General features: G+C 71.7%; 11 protein-coding genes. 1 reads left to right on the forward strand and 10 read right to left on the reverse strand.

What is annotated here, in order from left to right; all coding sequences use genetic code 11:
- Window positions 1-44: 44 nt before the first annotated feature.
- Together FGE12_RS02390 and FGE12_RS02395 are read right to left on the reverse strand one after the other, a co-directional pair.
- Window positions 45-2,687, reverse strand: a complete 2,643-nt coding sequence (locus FGE12_RS02390; protein WP_153864545.1) for a hypothetical protein — start codon at window positions 2,685-2,687, stop codon at window positions 45-47.
- A 38-nt stretch (window positions 2,688-2,725) separates the two neighbouring features.
- Entirely contained in the window at window positions 2,726-5,839 is a 3,114-nt protein-coding gene (locus FGE12_RS02395; RefSeq protein ID WP_153864546.1) for a hypothetical protein, read from the reverse strand.
- A gap of 604 nt (window positions 5,840-6,443) precedes the next feature.
- Between FGE12_RS02395 and FGE12_RS29955 the strand changes: the two genes are divergently transcribed.
- Window positions 6,444-6,920, forward strand: a complete 477-nt coding sequence (locus FGE12_RS29955) for a hypothetical protein (RefSeq protein WP_194797487.1) — start codon at window positions 6,444-6,446, stop codon at window positions 6,918-6,920.
- Window positions 6,921-7,010: 90 nt separating this feature from the next.
- On the opposite strand, the gene FGE12_RS02405 is transcribed toward FGE12_RS29955, so the two are convergent.
- The 8 genes from FGE12_RS02405 to FGE12_RS02440 form a co-directional block, all read right to left on the reverse strand.
- Window positions 7,011-7,769 (reverse strand): hypothetical protein, encoded by a 759-nt coding sequence (locus tag FGE12_RS02405; protein WP_153864547.1) that lies wholly within the window; start codon window positions 7,767-7,769, stop codon window positions 7,011-7,013.
- A 234-nt stretch (window positions 7,770-8,003) separates the two neighbouring features.
- Entirely contained in the window at window positions 8,004-8,798 is a 795-nt protein-coding gene (locus FGE12_RS02410; protein WP_153864548.1) for a hypothetical protein, read from the reverse strand.
- The gene (gene dnaK / locus FGE12_RS02415) at window positions 8,795-10,639 is read right to left on the reverse strand and encodes a molecular chaperone DnaK (protein WP_153864549.1); all 1,845 of its coding nucleotides are present in this window, start codon (window positions 10,637-10,639) and stop codon (window positions 8,795-8,797) included. The genes FGE12_RS02410 and dnaK overlap by 4 nt, the downstream gene beginning before the upstream one ends.
- A gap of 31 nt (window positions 10,640-10,670) precedes the next feature.
- Window positions 10,671-11,867, reverse strand: a complete 1,197-nt coding sequence (locus FGE12_RS02420; RefSeq protein WP_194797488.1) for a J domain-containing protein — start codon at window positions 11,865-11,867, stop codon at window positions 10,671-10,673.
- Between the two features lie 75 nt (window positions 11,868-11,942).
- Complete coding sequence (locus FGE12_RS02425; protein ID WP_370458855.1) at window positions 11,943-13,190, reverse strand: acetylornithine transaminase; 1,248 nt, start codon at window positions 13,188-13,190, stop codon at window positions 11,943-11,945.
- Between the two features lie 52 nt (window positions 13,191-13,242).
- On the reverse strand, window positions 13,243-14,640 hold the full coding sequence (gene hslU, locus FGE12_RS02430) for an ATP-dependent protease ATPase subunit HslU (RefSeq protein ID WP_194797489.1): 1,398 nt from the start codon (window positions 14,638-14,640) through the stop codon (window positions 13,243-13,245).
- Between the two features lie 3 nt (window positions 14,641-14,643).
- Window positions 14,644-15,162, reverse strand: coding sequence for an ATP-dependent protease subunit HslV (gene hslV / locus FGE12_RS02435; protein ID WP_153864551.1), 519 nt, complete (start codon window positions 15,160-15,162; stop codon window positions 14,644-14,646).
- Between the two features lie 117 nt (window positions 15,163-15,279).
- Window positions 15,280-16,185 carry a tyrosine recombinase XerC gene (locus FGE12_RS02440; protein ID WP_153864552.1) on the reverse strand — a complete coding sequence of 302 codons (906 nt, stop codon included), beginning with the start codon at window positions 16,183-16,185 and terminating at the stop codon, window positions 15,280-15,282.
- Window positions 16,186-16,196: the final 11 nt, after the last annotated feature.

A 16,196-nucleotide genomic window follows, 5' to 3' on the forward strand; every position in this document is an offset into this window, starting at 1 on the left:
CGTCTGGCGAGCGGCGCCCCGGGTGGGGCGCCGACCGCGGCTTGCTAGCGGACCTCGAGCTTGCCGATGGCGAAGTCGGCGTTCTGCAGCAGCTCGTCACCCGCGCGGTTGCGCACCGCGGCGCGGAACTTCGTGCCGAGGTTGTTGCCGTCGAACACCGTGCCCACCGTCGCCGTGGCCGGGAGCTTCAGGCGCACGGAGTAGAACACCTTGCCGGTGGTCAGGTTGGAGTCCGCAGCCACCGCACCGGCGCCCGCGAACTTCTGGCTCGCGCCCGTGTAGAGGACGTTCGCCCCCGGGCCCGTGGTGGGCAGCGCCGCGCCGATGGCCTTGGGCGCCGCGCCCAGGGACAGCGCCGCGCTCGCCGCCGCAGGCTCCACGAACAGCGTGGAGTCCGCGACCGCGCGGGTGGTGTCCACCGGCAGGTTCATACCGGCCGAGTAGATGCCGCCGCGCGCCGTGGTGCTGCCCTGGCGGGCGTAGGAGACGTTCGACACGAGGTCCAGCTGGACGACGCTGGCGCTCGAGGCGGCCGTGTTGAGGACCAAGCGCACCTTGCCGGCGCCCGCGGTCGGATCCGTGTAGACCAGGCCGTGGACGGCGGTGGTCGCCTGACCGGAGATGGTGCTGTCACCGGACTGCACCGCAGTGAGGGTCTGGCTGCCCAGCGTCTTGAACGTGACGCTGACCGAGCCGACGCCGCCCTCGGAGCCCGTGAACACGAGGTCCGCGGGCAGCGTGGCGCTCGCGTCCGTGGAGGTGAACTGCAGCGTCCCGGCGTAGTCCGCGACCGGGTTGCCGAAGCTGTCCTGCACGCGCACGGTCGCCGTGGCCGGGATGCCCGCGTTGACGCCCGCGGGCAGACCGAGCACGAGGCGGCTCTGGGCGGCGCTCACCGCGACGGTGGCGGTGCACGACCAGCCCGCGGCCGAGTCGCCCGCGGTGAGGGTCTGGCTGCCGGCCGTCACCAGGGTGGCGGTGAACACGCGGCTGCCCTGGTCACGCGACGGCACGAACGTCACCGCCGCCCCCAGGGTGGCCTTCGCGTCCGAGGAGCTGAGCGCCACGGTGCCGGCGTAGCCGGTCGCCGTGTTGCCCTGGGCGTCCTTGACCGTCACGCGCACCGGCAGGCTCGCGCCGGCAGTGCTGGTGGACGGGGTCTCGGAGATCTCGCAGGCGACGGCCGCACCGGCCCCCACGGCCACCGAGGCCGAGGCGGACAGGCTGTGCGCCGCGTCAGCGAAGGAGACCTGCTGGGTGCCGGTGGTCTTGAAGGTCACCGAGAACGCGTGGGTGCCCGCGTCGTCAGACGTGAAGGCGTAGTCGGCCGGGAGCACGGCCGCGCTGTCCGTGGAGCTCACGTGCACCGTGCCGCGGTAGCCCGTGGCGGTGTTGCCGTAGGCGTCCTTCACCGTCGCGGTGAAGGAGGCCGCCGCACCCGCCTCGGAGGAGGCCGGACCGGAGACGACGAGGGCCGCCGCATCCGCCGCGCTGACAGCCACGGTGGAGGAGGTCGCAGAGAGGCTGCCGCCCACCTCGGTCACGGTGAAGGAGTGGTCACCCGCGGTGCGGAAGCTCACCGAGGCGTGCGCCACGCCGTCCACGAAGGTGACCGTGCCGGGCAGCTGGTCCGTCGCGTCCGAGGACGAGAAGGACGCGCTGCCGTTGTAACCGGCCGCCGCATTGCCCTTACGGTCGCGCGCGGTGACGGTCACCGCGAGCGGCTCGCCGGCCCGCGCGGAGGCGGGCAGCGGCGCGAGGGTGTAGCTGAGGGCCGAGCCCGGCTTCACGCGCACCTCGGCAGTGGCCTTGAGCGCGGAGTTGGCCGAGTCCGTGACGGTCACGGTCTGCACGCCGGCCGTGGCGAAGGCCACGGTGATCTGCGCGCGGCCGTCGCTGCCCACCTGGACGTCCTGCACGGGGACCGCGCTGCCGTCGCTCAGCCGCACCTGGAGGGTGCCGCGCTGCTCGGTGGCGAGGTTGTTGTACGCGTCCGTGAAGGACACCTGGAAGGTGACGTCCGTGTCCGCGTCCGCCTCCACCGGGACGCTGGAGAGCAGCAGGGTCTTGGCGGCGGCCGCCTTGACCGGGAGCCCGGCGCTCTGGGTGCTGAAGGAGCCGGTCATCCCACCGCCCACGGTGCCGTTGGCGACGAGCAGCTGCGCGCCCGCCGTCTTGAACACCACGGGAACGGTCTTCACGCCCTTGTCCGCGGCGGTGAAGGTGAAGTCCCCGGGCAGCTCCGCCTGGGGATCGTTGCTCACCAGGTGCACCGTGCCCGTGTACGAGGGAACGGTGGCGCCCGAGGGGTCCACGGCCGTGACCGTGACGTTGGTCGCAGCGCCCGCGACGATGGCCCCCGCCACGGCCAGCTTGAAGCCGGCCGCAGGGGTGGGGCCCACCGTGACGGTGAGCTTGGACTCGGCACGGTCGCTGCCGTGGCTGGCGGTGAGGGTGTAGACGGTGGTCTCGGTGGGGGAGACGTCCACCGAGGACTTGCCGGTCACGTCACCCACGCCGTTGTCGATGCTCAGACGGTTGGCGTTGTTGGCGGTGAAGACCAGCTTGGTGTGGCTGCCCTTCGCGATGGTCTCGGGCGCCGCGGTGAAGACGGCCACCGCGGGCTTTTCGCCACCGCCGCAGGCCGCGAGGCCCACGCACAGCAGGACGAGGAGGTTTCTAGTCATGGGCCGGGAGTAGGTTCGAGTGGAAGTGATGGCCTGGTTCACGGAGTGCTCCCGAACTTGGCAACGAGGGCGCTGAGGTCAGCCTCCTCGATGGTGGTGGGGCTGCCGGTCAGGTCGAGGGTGTTGGAGTAGAAGAGCGAGTTGCTGAAGGCGAGGCCCGCGCTCGGCCCCGTCGCCGGGGTGGTGCCCAGGCGGGTGGCCATGGCCTGCAGGTCGAAGTAGTCGATGACCCCGTTGCCGTCCCAGTCACCGGTGCTCGGCGCGCTGGCCGGCTCGCTCTCCGGGTGGATCTCCCAGATGCCGCGGCCGTAGGTGGCCACGCGCACGAGGCCGCCGTTGGAGGAGATGACCACGTCGTAGGTGCGCACCATGGGCAGGCCCTGGCCGTAGCGGGCCCAGGTCTTGCCACCGTCGACGGTGCGGTAGAGGCCGATCTCGGTGGCCACGTAGATGGTCGAGTCGGTGAGGTCGCTCGGGTCGTACTTCACGCTCCAGATGGGCACGTTCGGCAGGTCGAAGCCGGTGCCGTTACCGTGGAAGGGCACCCAGGTCTGACCGGCGTCGGTCGTCTTGTAGAGGTGACCCACGGAGTCGGGGACGACGGTGTTCGCGAGCGTCACGGCGCCAGCGGAGGCCACCAGCCAGGTCTGCTTCACGTCCGTGCCACCCAGGCTGGCCGGGTTGCGGGGGACGGTGACCGCCTGGATGAAGCCGATCTGATCCGTGCCGACCGTGACGGCGGTCGCGGCGTTGATCACGTTCACCGCGTTGCCCTTGTCGATGATGATCGCCGAGCCACCGCTGGAGAGCGGCACGCCGTAGATGCGGGCGGGCACGCCGTCCACCGTGTAGGAGTACGGCGAGACGATCGGGCCGTTGCCGCGGGTGCCGCGCACCGAGCCGGCGACCGTGAAGCCCGCGGGCGTCATGCGGGTGAACACGGGGGTCTCGTTCAGCGGATCCACGCGGATGCGGTAGACGTTCAGGCTGCTGTTGGCGACCACCGAGCCGTTGTCGTCGTTGAGCGCGCCGTAGCGCACGAGGAACGGGATGCCATCACCGGCCGGGAAGCTGGTGGTGAACGCGCGCCAGTTGCTCTTCTCCACGCCGTTCTCGAGGCGGGTGGGACGGCTGCAGTCGCGCAGGCGCGGGACACAGAAGCGCCAGCTGCTCTGCACCGAGGCCCAGTACACGGGGTTCTGGCCGCGCGAGTCGTTGGCCACCGCGTTGCCGATGCCGTCACCGCCGATGATCTGGTCCCAGTTCTGCAGGTCGAAGTCGAAGACGAAGCTCTCGTCGTCGACCAGGCGGAAGCGGGTGCCGTTGTCCTGCAGGCCGGTGAAGACCACGCTGCCCGTGCCGTAGACCGGGTCACCCGAGCCCACCGCGTAGGGCAGCTGGGTCACGAGGCCCACGTCCGGGAACTGCCAGGCCACGGTGGCCGGGCTGGTCACGTCGAACAGGTTGTAGGAGGCGAAGAGGCCGCCGTCCGTGCCGGCGAACGCCACCGCGCCCGCGCTGGTGCGGATGATGGTGGCCGTGTGCCAGTCAGCGTGCACGTAGGGCAGGAAGCCGTCCGCCGTGAGGCCGCCGCCGCCCTGGGGCAGCCAGTGCGCCACGTTCTCCCAGGTCGCGCCGCCGTTGCGGGTGCGCGCACCGCAGAGGTTGCCGCCGATGAGCACGTTGTTGGAGTTACCCGGGTCCACCGCGATGGCCAGGTTGTAGTAGCTCTGGTTGTGGCCGATATCGAGGGTCTTGCAGTCGGCGCCGCTGGTCGGGTTGGCCATCGCCGTGGCCTTGGTGCCCACCACCGTCCAGCTCGCACCGCCGTCGGTGCTCTTGAGGATGGCCGCGGTGGCGTTGCCCGCCGAGCCACTGTCGATGATGGTGCTGGCCTGGGCGTACACGACCGCGTTGCCCGGGTTCGGGGCCGCGTTGCCGGCAATCTGCATGCGGCCGACCTCGCCCGCGCCGCCCGCGGTGAGCGCCGCGGTCAGCGCGCCGGAGGCGCGCACGGAGACCCAGGTCGCGCCCGAGTCGGTGCTCTTCCAGAAGTCACCGTAGTTGCCCACGGCCGGGTTCGAAGCGCAGGCGGCCACGCCGAGCGACGAGTTCTGGGTGCCGCTGGCCGGCGTGGGGGGCAGGCCGCCGGGGCAGGCGTACACGCCGCTCACGAGCCACTGGGACTGGCCGCCCGTGGTGCCCAGGTACGTGAGCGCCCAGGTGGCCTCGCGCACCGGGCCAGTGGCCGCGGTGTTCGGCAGGTCGATGAGGCCGAAGGTCGCACCGCCGTCCGTGGAGCGGTAGAAGCCGTCGTCCGTGGCGACCAGGATGTTGCTGGAGTTGGTCGGGTCCACCTTGATGTCGCGCACGTTGTTCGTGGCGGTGGGCTTGCCATCCACCGGGTGCGTGGCCGCGAGGACGATCGGAGCGCCCCAGGTGGCGCCCTCGTCGGTGGACTTCACGATGCCGCCGCCCTGACGGTCGAACGCGTCACCGAGGCCGATGAACACCGTCGCCGGGTTGTTCGGGTCGATGTCCAGCGCGCCGATGGCGAGCGAGCCGAGGTTGTCGGTGAGGGGCAGCCAGGTGGGGTACTGGCCGAAGTCGGTGGCCTTCCAGAGACCGCCGCCGGAGGTGGCGAGGTACACGGTCTTGGGATCGCCCGGCTTCACGCGGATCTGCGTGGGACGGCCCGAGTCGATCGACTTGTAGTAGGTGCCGTTGTACGAGGAGCGGGCGGTGCCAGGCCCGAGGCTGAGCCAGGGACGGGTGCCGGCGGCGGCCGGGCCGACGGCGTTCGCGTCACCGAGCGCGCGCACGAAGTTGTCCTGCGAGGCGGGCTTGTTCCAGCGCTCGTTCTCGCGGGCCACGATGCTCAGCAGCTGGTTGTTGAACTCGGCGGGGCGCGGGCCGACTTCGGCCTGCAGCGCGAGCCGGCGCAGGTCGGCGAAGTCCTGCTCGACCTTCTCGTTCTCCGCCTCGGAGGCGCCCTCTTCCTCCATCTCGGGGACGAGCTCCTCCTGCCAGGGGATGAAGTCCGCGCCCTGCGCGAGCGCCTGCTCGGCGCGCTTCACGGCGGCGTCGTGCTTCGCCTCTTTCCAGTTCTTGTACGCGCCGACCACGGCCGGGGCGCATGCCGCGAGCCCCACCGAAGTCGTCAGTCCAAACAGCTTCCACTTGGTTCTACTAAGCATAGGCACCCGAGGGGGTTTCGAGCCGCACCACAACTGAACTTCCGCTTCCGTTTCGACTGCAGGGTCCGCCCGTACTCTGGGCGGGAGGGGGTAGGCCGCAGCGGCCCGGCGCGCGCTCCGAGGAGGGCGTGCCGGCCAGCGGCTGAGCAGAGGTCAACAGGGACGCGCGCGGGAGAGGCGGCGCGCAGTCGTGCAGGACGGGCTCGAAGCCGGGCGCAGCGCGCGCGGAGCGGAGATCCGCTCCGGGAGGAGTTCAGAGACCTGCACGCGAAATGCGGCGCCTGAATCCACTGCGTCTGCAAAACAAAGGGCCATTCCTGCGGCTCCCGGACTGTCGAGGGGAGGAAATTGTGCACGAGTGGAAATCCCGCTGGGAAGGGCCCCCCCCAAAAAAACTGCGGCAAAACGCCGCATCACTCGGAGAGCAGGCAGCGCGCCGCAGCGCGCCATGACGGGTGGGGGGGGTACTTGCAATCCGGTTGCGTTCTGGGGGTGGTAGCGGACAGCAGCGCGAAGAGGGGGCTGACGCCACGGGGCCTGCGGGTCCAGGATGGAGTGCATGGCTCCCCTCCTCCGCTCCGTGCTCCTCCCTGCCCTGCTGCTCTGCGCCTGCGCGCGCTCCTCCGAGCCCTCGCCCCGCGCGAGCGCGCCCGCCTCACACGAGGCCTCGACGCAGCCCGCGGCCGCGCCTCGCGAGGCGCCCCGCCCCGAAGCCTCCCCTGCCGCGGCCGCGCCGGCAGAGCCCGCGAGCGCAGTGCCTCCCGCTGTGGCCGCACCGGAGGCGGGAGCGGGAGGACGCTGCACGAGCGACGCCGACTGCGCGCTCACCCGCATCGACGAGAGCGGCTGCTGCGAGACGCTGTGCACGCCGAGGCCCGTGCTGCGCAGCGAGCTCGCGCAGCTCGAGGAGCGCAAGCGCCAGTGCGGGGCGAGCGCCCAGCGCTGCCCGGATCCGGTGTGCGCGCCCCCGCGCTTCCGCACCGGCGTCGCGTGCCAGGCGGGCCGCTGCGCGGCGACGCAGCAGTCGGACGACTAGCGCAGCTCCGGGCCCCGCAAGCGGCGAGGCCTGCCGTCCCTCGCGCGGAGGGAGGCAGGCCTCGAGGTGCCGCGGGAGGGAGCGTGGCGGCTAGAAGTTGAGGCCCACGCGCATCAGCGCGATGGCGCCCTGCTCATCACTCGCCTTGGGCATGTGCCAGCCGGCGAGCACCGAGGCCTCCAGGATGCGCCACTGGTAGCCCACGGTGCCGCCGCTCACGAGCTCGAACTCGCGGCCGACGCGGCCCCCCGGCGGCTTGCCGCCCATCTCCGCCTCCTGCTTGAAGCGGGAGTTGAGGCCCACCATCAGGTGCTCGGTGAGCAGGTAGCCCAGGCCCACGTGGCCCTCGAAGTCCGCGTCCTGTCGCTCCATCTCGTGGCCGGCGACGAAGTTCGCGGTGCCCAGGAGCTGGCCCCAGCGGCGCCCCGCCGAGACGAAGAGCTCGACCTCGCCGCCGTCCGAGCTGAAGCCGAGCTGCTTGTAGCGCGCACCGGCCGAGAGGTTCACGCCGTGCTTGCCCTGGCGCAGGAACTGGTACTTCGCCTGCACCTCGGGGGTGAAGCCCTCGCCGCCGCTGCGCAGCTCGCCGCCGGCGCGCAGCGCGAGCCCCGGCAGTGCCACCATCTCCACCGTCTGGGTGACGCCGTAGCCGCTGCTGCCGTCCGCACCGGCCCGGGTCGCGGTCCCGTTCGTCTCGGCGCGCACCTGCGTGGGCGGCACCGAGGCACTCTCGGAGAGCGGGAAGAAGCGGTCCACCGTGTCGTCCGCCCCGACCACCTGCGCGTGGGCGACGGGAGCAGCGAGCGAGACCAGAGCAGTGGTGCGGAGGATGAGCGAGCGGAGAGCCATGGGACGCGAAGGATGTCGTCGCGCCCAGACCGCCGTCAAACGCGCCGCACCGCACCGCGGTCTGCGGCAAGTTGTCGCAGGGGGAGCGGCGCCGGCGGGTCGTCCCCGTCTCTTCTCAGGGCGCGGCGTCCGGAGGCAGGCCGCGCAAAGCGCGCGCGGAAACCCCGGAGGGCGGAGCGGCCAGCCTCCAGCGGGTGACGTGCAGGGCGTGCTGCGCAGGGGCGAGCGCGCAGCTCAGGAGGCGATGACGCCCTCTTCCAGCAGCTGCGCGAGGATGCGGGCGGTGTCCAGCCGGCTCATCCCCGAGAGCGCGAAGAGGTCCTCGTAGCTCACCGTGCCGTCGATCTGCGCGAGCACGAAGCCGGCGCGGTGGTCCAGGTTGAGCCAGATGATCTCGTCGTCCTGCAGCCGCACCTTGGGCACGCGCCCGAGGTCGCCCAGCTTGGACTCGAGCATGGTCATCAGCGTGTGCTCGCTGCGCTCGATGAGCGCCTGCACCTGCGGCTCGTTGGGAGCGAGCTCGCGCGCCTTGAGCAGCAGGTCCATGGCGCCGGAGTGATCGTCCAGGCCGAGCAGATCCTCGGCGCCGCGCAGCAGCGTCTCCACCTCCGCGCGGGCGCCCGAGCTCAGGGGCCCCGCGTCGTCCGTGCCGGCGGGCTCCGCGGCGATGAGATCCAGCGCATCGCGCTTGGCGGGCGACACGCTGCTCAGGTGCACACCGGGATTCGCCGCGCTGTCCCAGGCGCTGGAGGCGTCCGGCGTGAGCTTGCGCGAGGCCTCCGCGCCCCAGTCCTCGAGCGTGGCAGGCGCGGGGCTGCCGGCGGGGTCCACACGGATGAAGGGGTTGGTGATGCGGCGCGGGCTCGCGGAGGGCGGCTGATTGGCCTCGAGCAGCTGCTGGCGCGCGCGCTCGTTGCCCGGGTCCAGCTTCAGCGCCTGCTCGAGCAGCCTGCGCGCGCCCTCCGCATCGCCGCTCAGGCGCAGCCAGAGGGCCGCCTCGATGAGCTGCTCGGTGCGCTCGGCGCTCATCGGCCGTTCCCCAGCCGCTGCACCACGCCGCGGAACAGGTTCACCGCGCGCGCCACCTGCTCGAGCGACTGGTGCAGCGCGCCCAGGTCCGTTCCGCCCAGCGCCGTGCGCGCGCTCGCCGCGGTGTGCTCGGCCTTGGCGAGCGCGTCCTGGCCGAAGTCCGTGCCCTGGGTGAGCTCGCGCACGCGCGGCAGCAGCTGGGTGAGCTCGCGCAGCGCCTGGTCCAGCTCGGCGCGCTTCGCACGCACCTCCTCGGAGGCGCGCGCCTCCATGAGGTAGTCGCGCTGCTCCTCCATGATCCGCTGCAGCTCGTCCTGGGTGAGGCCGCCCGAGGCGGTGACGGTGATCGACTGGCGCTGGTTGGTCTCGGTGTCGCGCGCGGACACGGAGACGATGCCCTCGGCGTTGATGTCGAAGGCGACCTCGATCTCCACCTCTCCACGCGGCGCCTGGCGCAGGCCCGAGAGGATGAACTCGCCCAGCAGCTCGTTCTCGTGCGCGAGCTCCTTCTCTCCCTGCAGCACCATGATCTTCACGGTGCTCTGGTAGTCCTTGGAAGTGTGGAACAGCTCCGTGGTGGAGGTGGGCACGGTGGTGTTGCGCGGGATGAGGCGGCGCACGTAGCCGCCCGCGATGGCCACGCCCAGCGACTGCGGCGTCACGTCCAGCAGGAGGATCTCCCCCTCCTGGGCGACGAGCGCGTGCGCCTGGATGCCGGCTCCCAGCGCTACCACCTCCTCGGGGTGCACCCCCTTGCAGGGCTCGCGCTTGAAGTGGCGCTTCACCTCCTCGGCGATGCGCGGCATGCGCGTCATGCCGCCCACGAGGATGATCTCCTTCAGCTCGGAGACGCGCACCTTGGCGTCCTGCAGCACCTCGTCCGCGAGGGTGAGCGTGCGCTGGATGAGATCGTGGGTGAGCTCCTCGAGCTTGTCGCGCGTGAGCACGGTCTGCAGGTGCATCGCGGCGCCGCCCCCGGGCGGCGTGCAGATGAAGGGCAGGTTGATCTGCGCCTCGCGCGCGCTGGAGAGCTCCACCTTGGCGCGCTCGGCGGCGTCCCGCAGCCGCTGCAGCGCCATGCGATCCTTGCGCAGGTCCAGCCCGTGCTCCTTGGCGAAGCCGAACACGAGCCACTCGATGATGCGGTTGTCCCAGTCCTCGCCGCCGAGGAAGGAGTCGCCGCCGGTCGCCACCACGTCGAAGACGTCGTTGCCCACCTCCATCACGCTCACGTCGAAGGTGCCGCCGCCCAGGTCGAAGACGGCGATCTTCCCGCGCACGCTCTTGCCGAAGCCGTAGGCGAGCGCCGCGGCGGTGGGCTCGTTGAGGATGCGCAGCACGTCCAGCCCGGCGATGCGGCCCGCGTCCTTGGTGGCCTGGCGCTGGCCGTCGTTGAAGTAGGCCGGCACGGTGATGATCGCCTTGGTGACCGCGCGCCCGAAGTGCGCCTCCGCGTCCGCCTTCAGCTCGCCGAGCAGCTGCGCGGAGATCTCCGGCAGGGACACGTCCCGCCCGCCCAGGCGCACGCGCACGTCGTCGTGCTCGCCGCACACCACCTGGTAGGGCAGCACCTTGAGCGCGTCCTGGACCTGGGGGCTCGAGAACTTGCGCCCGATGAGCCGCTTGGACGCGGACACCGTCTCCTGCGGGTTGGTGATGGCCTGGCGCTTGGCGATCTGCCCCACGAGCCGCTTGCCGTTCTTGGCCACCGCCACCACGGACGGGGTGAGGTTCTGCCCCGTCCGGTTCTTGATGACCACCGGCTGACCGCCCTGCACGGTGGCCACCACGCTGTTGGTGGTCCCCAGGTCGATGCCGATCACCGGTTCACGCTCTGCCATACACCCCCCACTCTACGCCCAAACGCCGAGGCTAGAACGGCCAGCGCAGCTTCTTGAGCTGCGCCTTGGCCTCGGCGTGCTGGGGCTCCAGCGCAAGTACCTCTTCGAGGTGCTTCTTCGCCAGCTTCTTCGCCCCGGACTCCAGGTGCACCTGGGCGAGCAGCAGGTGGTAGGCGGCGCGGCGCGGCTGCAGCTCCACGGCGCGCAGGGCGAGCACGCGCACCTCCTTCGCGTCCAGCCCCGCGCTGCGGCCCACGCTCGCGGCACGGAAGGCCGCCTCGGCGTTGCCTACATCCAGGGTGGCGGCGAGCCGCAGCGCGGCCAGCGCCCCCTGCAGGTCTCCGGAGCGCTCCAGCTCCTTGCCGCGGGCGAGCTCGCGCTCGGCGCGCAGCGCCTCGTGGCGCCTGCGCGTCTCGGCGAGCAGCAGCGCGGCCTCGGCGTTCTGCGCATCCACCGCCGTCACCTGGTTCAGCTCGGCGAAGGCCTGCTCGTACGCGCCGCGCTCGAGCGCGGCGCGCGCGCGGGCGAGCAGCTCGTTGAGGCGCTGGGTGCGCGCGAGGTAGGGGTGGCGCGCGAGGCGCGCGCGGCGCTCGGCGCTGCGCTCGGCCTCGGCGGGGTCGAAGGGGGCCGGCGTCGGGGCGGCCGGCGCGGCGAGCTCCGGGTGCGCCTTGAGGTAGGCGGCGCGCTTGTCCGGCTGGGTGAGCACCGCCTGCGCCTCGCTGAGGCGGCGGAAGATGCGCTCGATGCGCGCGCGGAAGCTGCCCAGGTTCTTGCCGTAGAAGCGGTCCGGGTGGAAGCGCCGGCTCGCCTCGTAGTAGGCGGCCTTGACGTCCGCGGCGCTCGCCCCGGGCGCGAGCCCCAGCACGGAGAAGTGATCGTGCTGATCCAGCGCGCGGTCCAGCGCGAGGATCTCCTGCTTGCGCGCCGGCTCGAGCTCCACCTCCTCGGCGAGGCCCGCGTCCACCGGCTGCGCCGCGGCCTGCGGCATGCTCACGCGGGCGGGCACCAGCGCCCCCTTGGCCCTCAGCGCGAGCAGCACCGCGATGGCGCGCGGCTCGGGCAGCCCCGAGCGCGCGAGCACCGCGTCGATGCGCGCCGCGCGACCCACCAGGGCGAGCAGTGCGCACTCCTCGGGGTTCAGGCGCAGCGCCACCGGGTCCACCCCCGGCGCCGCCGCGACGTGGTCGGTCCGGGTCCCCAGGCCGACGATGGTGTGTGACTCGCTCAAGGTAGGAAGGTGTGGGTGCGGCGACTGTCCAGACTAGGACTCCCGGTCTTCCACGTCAAACGAGCGCGGGCCGCTTCAGGCCGTGAGGACGCGCTCGAGGATCGCGAGCCCCTCGTCCAGCTCCTCGCGCGTGACGATGTACGCGGGGGCGAAGCGCACGGTTTTCTCCCCCGCGGCGTTCACCAGCAGGCCCGCCTCGCGGCAGCGGCCGATGAGGGGCGCCACGTCCTGCGCGAGCTCCACGCCCATGAGCAGGCCGCGGCCGCGCACGTCCTTCACCAGCTGCGGGTGGCGCTGCTGCAGCGCGCGCGCGCGGGAGAGGAAGTACTCGCCCTTGGCGCTCACCTCCTCGAGCATCTTCGGGTCCATCACCTTGCGGAACACCACGTTGGCCACCGCGCACGCGAGCAGGTTGCCGCCGAAGGTGGAGCCGTGGGTGCCGGGCACGAGCGCCTTGCCCAGCTCCTCGGTGCAGAGCATGGCGCCGATGGGGATGCCGTTGCCCAGGCTCTTGGCCATGCTCACCGCGTCCGGGCGGATGCCCTCGTGCTGGAAGGCGAAGGGCTTGCCGGTGCGGCCCATGCCAGTCTGGATCTCGTCCACCAGCAGGAGCAGCCCCTTCTCGTCACACAGCGCGCGCAGCGCCTTGAGGAAGCCTGCGGGCGCCGAGCGCACCCCACCCTCGCCCTGGATGGGCTCCACGAGGATCGCGGCAGTGGCGGGCGAGAGCGCGGCCTTCACCGCCTCCAGGTCGCCATAGGGCACGTGGCGGAAGCCCGGCGGCAGGGGCTCGAAGCCCTTCTGGTACTTCGTCTGGCCGGTGGCCGTGACGGTGGCCAGGGTGCGGCCGTGGAAGGAGTTCTCGAAGGTGAGGACCTCGAAGCGCTCCGGCTGGCCGCGGTCCTTCATCGCCTTGCGCGCGAGCTTGAGCAGCGCCTCGTTCGCCTCCGCGCCCGAGTTGCAGAAGAAGGCGCGCTCGAGGCCGCTGGCTTTCGTGAGCTGCTCGGCGAGCGCGATGGACGGCTCGCTGTAGAAGACGTTGGACACGTGCCACAGCTTGTCCGCCTGCGCCTTGAGCGCCGCGACCGCCTCCGGGTGGCAGTGGCCGAGCGCGCAGGTGGCGATGCCGCCCAGCAGGTCCAGGTACGCCTTGCCCTCGGCGTCCCACACGCGGCTGCCCTGCCCGCGCTCCAGCACGATGGGCTGCTGCTTGTAGTTGCCCAGCAGGTGGGCCTTCGCCTTGTCCATCCAGCGCTGGCTGGTGGCGGACGAGGGATCGGCGACGGCGGAGTGGGTGGGGGCGGGCGTGAGAGGCGAGGACACGGCGTGAGCTCCTGGGCGTTGAAACCGGTTCGCAGCGGGTGCGGAGGGGACCCTACAGGATGTAGCGGGAGAGGTCTTCGTCCTGCGTGATGGCCTGCAGCTTCTCGCGCACGTAGGCGGCATCCACCTGCAGGTCCGAGGGGCCCACCTCGCTCGCGCTGAAGGAGGCCTCGTCCAGCAGCCGCTCCAGCACGGTGTGCAGTCGGCGGGCGCCGATGTTCTGGGTGCGCTCGTTGACCCCTTGCGCGATGCGGGCCAGCTCCTGGATGGCATCCTCGGTGACGTGCAGGCGCACGCCCTCGGTGGCGAGCAGCGCGGTGTACTGGCGGATGAGCGAGTTCTTCGGCTCCTGGAGGATGCGCACCAGGTCCTCGCCCGTGAGCGGCTCCAGCTCCACGCGGATGGGGAAGCGCCCCTGCAGCTCGGGGATGAGGTCCGAGGGCTTGGAGAGGTGGAAGGCGCCCGCGGCGATGAAGAGCATGTGGTCCGTCTTCACCGGGCCGTACTTCGTGTTGACGGTGCTGCCCTCCACGATGGGCAGGATGTCGCGCTGCACGCCCTCGCGGCTCACGTCGGGGCCTGCGCCCTTGCCGCCCTCGCGGCTCGCGATCTTGTCGATCTCGTCGATGAAGAGGATGCCGCTCTGCTCGGCGCGCACCAGCGCCTCGCGCGTCACGCGCTCGCTGTCCACGAGCTTTGCGGCCTCCTCCTGCTGCAGCAGCTTGAGCGCCTCGGGCACCGGCACGCGCCGGCGCCGGGTGCGGTTCATGCCGGGCATGTTCTTGAAGAGGTCCTGCAGGTTGAAGCCGATCTCCTCCATGCCCTGGCCGCTGAAGTTGCGCAGGAAGGTGTTGCCGCCCTCGGCGGTCTCCACCTCCACCTCCTCGTCGTCCAGGCTCCCGGTGCGCAGGCGCGCGCGCAGCTTCTCGCGCTCGTTCTCCGAGAGGCGCTGGGGCGTGGGCGGGGGCGGCGGAGGGGCGAAGCCGAAGCCGCCTCCCGAGGGGCGCGAGGAGGCGCCGTGGCCGGACAGCAGCTCCATCAGCCGGTCCTCGGCGAGCTCGGCGGCGCGCGCCTGCACCTTCTCCATCTCCTCCTCGCGCACCAGCGCGATGGCGGCCTCCACCAGGTCGCGCACCATGGACTCCACGTCCCGGCCCACGTAGCCCACCTCGGTGAACTTGCTGGCCTCCACCTTCACGAAGGGCGCCTGGGCGAGGCGCGCGAGCCGGCGCGCGATCTCCGTCTTCCCCACCCCGGTGGGGCCGATCATGATGATGTTCTTCGGGTAGATCTCGTCCCGCAGGTCGTCCGGCACCTGCTGGCGCCGCCAGCGGTTGCGCAGCGCGATGGCCACCGCGCGCTTGGCCGCCGCCTGCCCCACGATGTACCGGTCCAGCTCGCTGACCACCTCGCGCGGCGTGAAGGCGCCGCTCCTGCGCTTGTCACCCACGGCCTAGAGCTCCTCGAAGCTGACGTTCGCGTTGGTGTAGATGTCGATGTCCGCGGCGATGCCCATGGCGGCCTGGGCCACCTCGCGCGCGGGCAGCTGGGTGTGCTCCATCAGCGCGCGCGCGGCCGCGAGCGCGTAGTGCCCGCCGCTGCCCACCGCGGCGATGCCGTGGTCCGGCTCCACCACGTCCCCGCTGCCGGAGAGGATGAAGGTCTTCTCCCGGTCCGCCACCACCAGGAGCGCCTCGAGCCTTCGCAGGAAGCGGTCCGTGCGCCAGTCCTTGCCCAGCTCGACGCAGGCGCGCGCCATGTTCTTCTGGTGCTCCTTGAGCTTTCCCTCGAAGCGGTCGAAGAGCGTGAACGCGTCCGCGGTGCCGCCGGCGAAACCTGCGATGACGGAGCCGTCCCCCAGCCGGCGCACCTTGCGCGCCGAGTTCTTCATCACCGTCTTGTCGAGGCTCACCTGGCCGTCGCCCGCGATGACGACCTTGGCGCCGCGGCGCACGCAGAGGATGGTGGTCATGCGCCCGGGTGTAACAAGGCGCACGGAGGGTTTCCAAGGATTGCCGCAGCCCCTGTACAGCGGGGCACCCTCCCCTGCGTCCCCTCGGCCGCTCGGAGAGCTCAGACCCTCAGGGCCTCAGGCCCGGGGATGGGCCTTGTCGTAGACGGCCTGCAGCTGATCCCAGCTCACGTGGGTGTAGCGCTGGGTGGTGGAGAGGCTCGCGTGGCCGAGCAGCTCCTGGATGCTGCGCACGTCCGCGCCGCCGCCCAAGAGGTGCGTGGCGAAGGAGTGGCGCAGCGCGTGCGGGCTCACCTTGCGCGTGAGCGCGCACTGCACCACGTAGGTGTCCAGGTGGCGCGCGATGCTGCGGGGCGTGAGCCGGCCGCCGCGGAAGTTGAGGAACAGCGCGTCCGGGTCCTGCTTCGCGTGCGGGGTCGCGAGCAGCTCGCCGCGCCGCTGCAGGTAGGCCTCGAGCGCGCGGATGCTCTTCGCGTTCACCGGGCAGATGCGCTCCTTGCTGCCCTTGCCCATCACCCGCACGAGGCGCCCGCTGCGGTCCACGTCCAGCAGGTCCAGGCCGCACAGCTCGCTGATGCGCAGGCCGCCGCCGTAGAGGATCTCCAGGATGGCGCGGTCGCGCAGGCCCAGCACCGTCTTCTGGCTGGGCACCTCCAGGATGGCGAACACCTCGTCCACCGGCAGCACCTTGGGCAGGGCCTTGGGCAGCTTGGGGCTCTTCACCAGCTTGGCGGGGCTCGCGGGCAGCAGCTTCTGGCGCACGAGGAAGCGGTAGAAGCTCTTGATGCTCGCCAGGTGGCGCGCGCGGCTCGCCGGGGCGAGGTCCACCGAGAGCGTGCCGAGGTAGCCGCGGATGGCCGCGTGCGAGCCCGCGAGCAGGCTCGAGCCCATGCGCTCGGTGAGGTAGCGCTCGTAGTCCTGCAGGTCCAGCAGGTAGTTGCGCACGGTGTGCGCGGAGGCGCCCTGCTGGTCCTCCAGGTGCGCGCGGAACTTCTGCAAGAGCGGCGAGAGCGCCTCGTTCATCGTGCGCGCGA

Source organism: Aggregicoccus sp. 17bor-14 (assembly GCF_009659535.1).
Lineage (GTDB): Bacteria > Myxococcota > Myxococcia > Myxococcales > Myxococcaceae > Aggregicoccus.